This is a genomic window from Massilia oculi, assembly GCF_017582745.1.
Lineage (GTDB): Bacteria > Pseudomonadota > Gammaproteobacteria > Burkholderiales > Burkholderiaceae_D > Telluria > Telluria oculi_A.
The window spans coordinates 1-5,406 of sequence record NZ_JAFVIM010000055.1; the positions used below are offsets into that span (position 1 = coordinate 1).

A 5,406-nucleotide genomic window follows, 5' to 3' on the forward strand; every position below is an offset into this window, starting at 1 on the left:
ACGGGGAACGGGTATGCAGCTTTCTGCTTCTTGGGCTTTTTCGTGGTCATTGCATCGGTCATGGAACAGTCCTCTCAGGATTATTTCATGACCCCGTTCCACACAGAAAATCTGACAGGCTCCGCCAGTTGCCAGTACTCTCAGTCCGATCGCGGCATCAGCGAGGTCGCGATCGCCGCAGGAGTAGGTTGCAGTACTCAGTGCCAGTGCGCCGGCGATGAGTCGGGACCGATTTTCTACAGGGTGTGCATCAGCGAGATCGCGCAGCACCTTAACCGCATCCTGCAGGCTCATCTCACCGCTCCCTTAGAATAGCGGCGCACTCTCACGCGCTTGTTCCACGAATGCGCATCCAGCGGCATCTACGTCGACGCTCCAAGCTGATCGTTCCCGCCGATAGCGCACCAATTGCATCCGGTTTCGTCCACGGCCACGCATCCAGGTCGCCAAGCTTCAGGATTCCGGAGTTCGTTCACCCATCCTTGTGCGATGCCATCGAAGACAACAACGATGCCACCCCGTCCGGCGTAGCCGCGACGCGCTCGCCACTCCTGCGCAGCTTGTAGGTCTTCCATGGAGCCACCTCTTATCAAATCGGTTCTGTGTTGGACACGTCATCGGAGCGTTCGTTTCCTGCGTAGTCGTACCAGCCCCGCCTCCAGGAGCAGTAGACGCCAGGCTGCATAGGCGATCTTCGCGTGCGTACTCGATGACGGGGGAGCGAGCCAGCGCCGGACAGCCCTGCCATCCCGTACTCCCACCAGCGCCGCTACCTGATCGGCGGTCAATCCCAGCATGTCGATCACCACCCTGATATCTTCCGGCTCCGGAACTTGATAACCCTCGTCGGTATAAAGGCACAACGTCGCTGGTGCCGGCCCGGTCATGACTTCCGTACCGGGTGCTTGGCTTGCAGGAACGTAGGGGCCGCATACTCCGCATCGGCACGCCGCGACAACGTGCGTGGCTTGCTATATGAGCGATCGGTTCGACGAGCAGACTGTGGAAAACGCCCTGTGCCTCGGGCCTGCGCGTTGCAATCCATCGGGTCGAGTGTGAGGAAGGCATGGATCAGGGGCTCGTTCGCCAGCATGCGGCGTGCGACCATGGTCACGCAGTGGACGTCATGGCCCTGTGCACCCTGTAGAACGCCGTCGCAGTTCAGGCAGTAGACGTGCCCTCCGACCACTTCGGCATAGCCTTCCGCAATCTTCTCAACACACTGGCGCCACCCTTCCGGCGCCAGTTCGAGGTGCTGGGCGCTTAGTTCCGAGATCACTGATTGAACGGATCGAGGATCGACCGTGTTCATGATAATGACTCCTGTCGAGGCCTGGCCGGGGTGGCCTGGCATATAGACAGGATAGGTCTGAACGACCTAGCGCTCATTGAGGTGAATCAGGTCTTATCGACCTACCTTGACAGGTCTTCTGCGTTGTCGACGGCGTGTTCGCGAAGACGTTTTTTCACCTGCTCGACCAAGGCTCGTTGTATCTGGCGCCGCTCCGAATCAAGGGGAGCCATGTCCTTGGCGAATCGCTCTACCTGATCGGCCAGCTCGGAATCACCCTCGCGACGAAGTCGGACAGCATTTTCCGCGAGTTCACGCAGTACATCGCGCCGCCGCGCCGCCATCGCGATTTCCCATGGCTTCGGTTCGGTCCTGCCCTCGCGCAGTTCCTCTGCCGCAGCATGGAAGCGGGCCACCCTGGCTTGCGATGCATCGCCGGAACCGCGGGGGCCTGTAGCGTTCTGATACCGCTTTTGGATATGCCACTCCGCGCTGCTAACCGCCTTGCGCGACCGTCCACGCTCGGCGCGCGAAGTCGCGTTCGCGTCGATGCCGCGTGCGCGCAGCTCCGAGGCAAACTGTTCGCGCCAGGCGCGCAGGTCGGTCTTGCGGATGTGGATCCGATTCCCATCCTCGTCCTCTGCCCGCAGGATCAGGTGGACGTGCGGGTGCTCGGGAGCGTCCTTCGCTGGATCAGTCTCATGCGTATGTAGCGCCATGAGGTATTGGTGGCCCTGGAAGCTTGCTTGCGCGACTGCCTGGGCCGCTTCAAGGACCTTCTCCGGGTCGGTCTTGGCCGGCATGGAGAAGATGATGTTGAACGAGGGATGCAGAGGCACGTTTTTCATGCCCTTCATTCGCTGCATGTCGAGGTTCCACGACGCATGCTTGTCGTGCACTTCTTCGCGTCCCTCGCTCCGTTCGCCGTGCTCGTCGAACGTCGGCAGCTGCCCATTACGCGAGATATACATCATGTAGCGCAGAACTCCTTCGATCGCGGCATGGTCGCTGCCTTGCGACCGACGGCTGCCCTTGACGTTGATGACGACTTCGGGGGCGCGCTTCACGGTGAGGCGCAACCCCTCCTTGATAGTGGCCCAGTCTCGACTGCGCCATGACTGCCCTGATCCCTTCGGCGAGTCAGCCGATACATTCCGAGTCGGCGGGTGGAAAACCAGTCTCTTGATGCTTGGCCGTCGACCAGGGCGAGCGTCGCCCAGTGGTTCATGCTTCTGCATCGCACACTCCCCATCCACGTACGTTCGCCTGCATCAGGTTTCTGACGGCAGAGGATTCGAGGTCGATGATCATTTTGACCAGCTCGAAATCGAGCGATGTCACGAGGTGTGCATGCTCCAGCGACGCATTCAGCTTCCTGGCGATCTGGTTGATGTTACGACCCATGTCCGCTAACTGCCGTGCCACTTGCCGAACGGCGTTGATTTCGGCCTCACAAAGCACCGGGGAGTTTGTAACGTGTGCGCGGAAGAGGTTCGCAAGATATGTCCCTCGATACCAAAGCCGTTCCTGCGCCAGTCTTCCCAGTTCTTCGAAGTAGAAGGGCTCAAGACGCACAAAGACCTGCTCCGTCTTCGCTTCGACCTCTTTCGCCTGCATGGTCATCGGCGGCACCGAAGGCGTTTTTCCTGCCGCCTTGTCCGTTACAACACCCTGCGCGAGAAAGTCGCCGATGATGGCCGCGGCCAGTCGCGAAGAGGTCGTGCCGCGTGACCGCGCTTCCAGATCGAACTGCGCTTTTATCTCGTCAGTGACTATCGTGCCTATCTGTGCCATTTGCATCCTCCACAAATTTCTGATGGTTGCGAATCGACTTCGGTATAGTCCTGGCCGCGCTGGGCCTGACGGTTTTGTCTTGCTTGCGGTTTTAGGTCTTAGGCAGGATAGACTGTCGTCTTAAATGCTTAATCTCTTCGAGATCAAGCATTGGTCCTCGCCCTTCGGGCTGCGGGCGCACAGCTTAGATGTCGCGAACAATCGTGGTCCCCTCGGGCGCCACAAGGCGCAATGCCGCGTCATAGAAGACCGAAGCGGCGGTCGACGTTAGAGCGAGACCAGCGCCGGACAACATTGGTATCTGCAGATCGGGACGAAACAGCGCGCAGAACGCAAACACGACGACTCCGATGGCGGCCGCTACACCTGCGACCGGAAGGAAAACTCGCCCGACCAGAAGCAACAGCACGTAAAGAGAGAACTTGACCACTGCAAACATGCTCCTAGCGGCAACTACCAGCAGCGCTTTCGTCGTTTCCTTCACGGTAAGCTCCTTGTCGATCGGATGGCGCAACGTCATCGACTTTTCGAAAACTCCAAATCCGCCAACCTCACTTCGGTTCTTTCACCATCAACAGCAATCGTCACTTTTGTTTCCGGCGATACCGTTGCATCGCGACCCATGTAACGCACCGGAATCTCCTCGCTAGTAGCGTCGCCGTTCCAAGCCGGATTGGTGGTTGACGGGTTCGCGCCAGATGACTTGCGAGACGGCGCTGGCGTCGAGGCCGCAGGTGAGGGAGGGCTCCCAAAAATTACGTCATGACGTAATCCGCCGCTCGTTGAAGGCGGATCGCCGGACTGCTGTTCTTCACCACCGCAGTTCAACGTAGGCTCGTCACGCTGAGGGCATGCAACGATTACGTCATGACGTGATCGCGCACGCTCCAAAGCGTCCTGAACATTATTTGAGCCGGATTCATCTCCTGCCTGGTCATCGGCACGAGTCCTTGTTTCGAGCGTGCTATTAGGCAATGCGATCTCGCTCTCCTGCTGTGAAACGGCCCCGATTACGTCATGACGTAATCCCTCCAGCAGCTCCCTGATTGAATCCCTTGTAATCCTCGCACCACCGAGGCACCACGCATCGACCTGCTCCGGAAACTCGTCATGCGCGCGACGCAAGTCGTACAGAGTCCGCGGCGATCGAACCGCGTTCGCATATGCCCCGTGTACGCAATGCGGAGCATCGACCAGAGCCAGATGTTCCGTCACATAGTTCAGTCCTTCTTTCCCGAGCCGCTGCGCGATCGCGGTCTTCGACTGACCCTCATCGAGTTTACGCTTGATGAAGCCCGCGATCGCCCAGATCGACAAGTCACTGCGGTGCAAATTCTCGGCAACCTGGTCATAGCTGTCGAAGTTCGGATCGACAAAATAGGGAATCGTGGCGAACCCCGCAGCTTCGGCCGCATCGTATCTGCAATGCCCATGATTAATCACCCAGGTATCCGGCTCCGACGGATGAGGGCGTAGCGAGATCGGCGACTTGATACCACGCTGCCGGACGTTTTCGTTCAGCTCGATCTGCTGCTGCTGTTCGTCCGGCGTACGTAGGTGCAGAGGCGGCCGAGGATTCTCCGGATCCCTGACAATCTTGGAAAGCAGCATCTCGGGCGGACGGCCGTCGGCGTGCGGCGGTGCCTTGGCAGCCTGTTTCAATGCGGTCAGCGCCCTCATGTCATGACCTCGTCTGCATCCATCAGCTTCTTGAAATAGGCGAAGACAGTAAGGATCTCCTTGCCAGCATCGCGAGCCGCGGTCTTGACATGATTCCCGTCGTCGCTGCGCAGTCTCCACACGGGCACCCTCGCGCTGACCGCTTCGCGATAGGCCTGCCGGTCCGTAATGGCGTACGGGACCATCAAGTCTCCATGTTCCTCAAGTAGCCGCCCGAATTGCTTCACCTGAAACGGCTGACGCGGGTCGTACTCGTTCACCAGAATGCCAAGGAAGGTCAGCTTTTCATTGCGCATGCGCGGATCCGTGTGCGTTTGTACTCCACCAATACGTCCAATAGTCTCAACCGATTCCCGGATACTGTGCTCATCAATCTTGGTTGGAACTGCTACAAAATCGGATGCAATCAGAAATGCGTTGGCAATACGACTATTGGCACCTGCAGTGTCGAAAACGGCATATTGGTAGTGCGGGTCCAATTCCGACAACCGTGCTCGCAAATTGATGACTAACTGCAGGTGGCTTTGTTGCATAAATCAATTGAGCGCGTAGTACCCCAAACCCCAGACGGATTTACGGCATGGTCACCGCTACGGTCGTGGGCGTGCCCAAGCGCGTGAAGCGATTGAGGATGGCGGCAC

General features: G+C 58.7%; 6 protein-coding genes and 1 pseudogene. All 7 read right to left on the reverse strand.

Annotated features, from left to right (window positions below; all coding sequences use genetic code 11):
- Positions 1-294: pseudogene (locus tag J3U95_RS27765) on the reverse strand (dTDP-4-dehydrorhamnose reductase); the annotation flags it as partial.
- Positions 295-883: 589 nt separating this feature from the next.
- Positions 884-1,312 (reverse strand): hypothetical protein, encoded by a 429-nt coding sequence (locus tag J3U95_RS27770; RefSeq protein ID WP_143054528.1) that lies wholly within the window; start codon positions 1,310-1,312, stop codon positions 884-886.
- 101 nt (positions 1,313-1,413) lie between these two features.
- Complete coding sequence (locus J3U95_RS27775; protein WP_208281703.1) at positions 1,414-2,370, reverse strand: relaxase/mobilization nuclease domain-containing protein; 957 nt, start codon at positions 2,368-2,370, stop codon at positions 1,414-1,416.
- Between the two features lie 145 nt (positions 2,371-2,515).
- Positions 2,516-3,085, reverse strand: a complete 570-nt coding sequence (mobC, locus tag J3U95_RS27780) for a plasmid mobilization relaxosome protein MobC (protein ID WP_208281704.1) — start codon at positions 3,083-3,085, stop codon at positions 2,516-2,518.
- A 184-nt stretch (positions 3,086-3,269) separates the two neighbouring features.
- Positions 3,270-3,605 (reverse strand): hypothetical protein, encoded by a 336-nt coding sequence (locus J3U95_RS27785; RefSeq protein ID WP_208281705.1) that lies wholly within the window; start codon positions 3,603-3,605, stop codon positions 3,270-3,272.
- Positions 3,602-4,765 carry a ParB/RepB/Spo0J family partition protein gene (locus J3U95_RS27790; protein ID WP_208281706.1) on the reverse strand — a complete coding sequence of 388 codons (1,164 nt, stop codon included), beginning with the start codon at positions 4,763-4,765 and terminating at the stop codon, positions 3,602-3,604. Before J3U95_RS27790 ends, J3U95_RS27785 begins: the two co-directional genes overlap by 4 nt.
- Positions 4,762-5,298, reverse strand: a complete 537-nt coding sequence (locus J3U95_RS27795) for a ParA family protein (RefSeq protein ID WP_208281707.1) — start codon at positions 5,296-5,298, stop codon at positions 4,762-4,764. The genes J3U95_RS27790 and J3U95_RS27795 overlap by 4 nt, the downstream gene beginning before the upstream one ends.
- Positions 5,299-5,406: the final 108 nt, after the last annotated feature.